This window comes from Xenorhabdus sp. NBAII XenSa04, from assembly GCF_963866145.1.
Lineage (GTDB): Bacteria > Pseudomonadota > Gammaproteobacteria > Enterobacterales > Enterobacteriaceae > Xenorhabdus > Xenorhabdus indica.
Genome location: NZ_CAWMEB010000208.1, coordinates 1 through 1349 on the forward strand (window position 1 = coordinate 1; position 1349 = coordinate 1349).

Annotated in this window: 1 protein-coding gene; it reads left to right on the plus strand. The window is 49.1% G+C overall.

Translation table 11 applies throughout. The features are described 5' to 3' along the window. Positions 1–1349: condensation domain-containing protein (locus AAC147_RS08440; protein WP_047686349.1), on the plus strand; the 1349-nt coding region annotated here is incomplete at both ends.

Here is a 1349-nt window from a genome sequence, read left to right on the forward strand (position 1 = left end):
CGGATGGCAAGCTGGACTATTTGGGGCGCAGTGATTATCAGGTCAAGATCCGGGGCTACCGGATTGAATTAGGGGAAATTGAAGCCGCACTGGCTGCACATCCACAAGTAAAACAGGCGGTAGTGATTGACCGGGAGCAGGAAGGTCACAGAGTCCTGGCGGCCTATCTGGTTGCAGAGAACGGGCTCTCAGACGATACCCTGATCAAGCACTTATCTGGCTGCCTGCCGGAGTATATGGTGCCGGCCAGCTTTACTCATATGGATTCTATTCCGCTAACTCTGAATGGTAAGTTAGATCGCCGGGCACTACCGGAACCGGTCTGGGGTAATCAATACAGTTATGTGGCCCCGCGCAATGCGTTGGAGACCCGGCTTTGTGCTATCTGGCAGGAAGTTTTGGGGTTGGCGCAAGTGGGTATTAAAGATAATTTCTTCCGTATTGGTGGGGATTCTATCAGAGCGATTAAACTGACGGCGGCTATTCGCCAAACGTTGGCAATGGATGTCTCACTGGCGCAATTGTTTGCATTGAAAACGATTGAAGAATTAGCTACACAGATTGGTCAGCAGACATACACAGTCATCCCTCATATCGAGCTTGCCCGTTATCCCTTGTCCTTCGCCCAGGAGCGGATGCTGTTTATTGAACAGTTTGAACAGGGCACTTATGCCTACCATATTCCTTATCTGGTGCAATTGAATGAAGGCGTCAAATTGCCTCTGCTGGAAAGTGCAATTAACCAGATAGTTGAGCGTCATAATGTGTTGAAAACGGTATACCGCAGTGACGATGAGGGATACGGATATCAGCAGACACTGGAAGATGCTCTTTTTATTGAGTCACACCACTGTACGAGTGTTGAAACATTGCTGCATACAGTACAGGTTGAATTGAGCACATCATTTAATCTGATGACAGAACCGAGTTTGCGCCTGCGTCATTATCAAGTCGGTCACAGCCACTATCTTTTGTTCGTGTGGCATCACATCGCCATTGATGGCTGGTCAGTGGATATCTTTATGCACGAACTGGCGGAGGCTTATCATGCCCTACTCGAAAACTGTGACAGCCATCTGCCTGTATTGGAGATCACTTATGGTGACTACGCCCACTGGCAGCGAGAATATTTGCAGGGAGAAGCAGGAGAACGCCAACGGGCATACTGGCAGCAGGCACTGACGGAGTATGAGCCGTTACTCTTGCCGACCGATCACCCTCGTCCGGTGCAGGTAGATTATCAGGGACGAAATTTCGGCTTTACGTTAGGCAGTGAACTTACCCGTCAACTGAAAGCATTGGCAAAACAGCAGGAAACTACCTTGTTTGCTGTTTTACTGAGCGGTTTT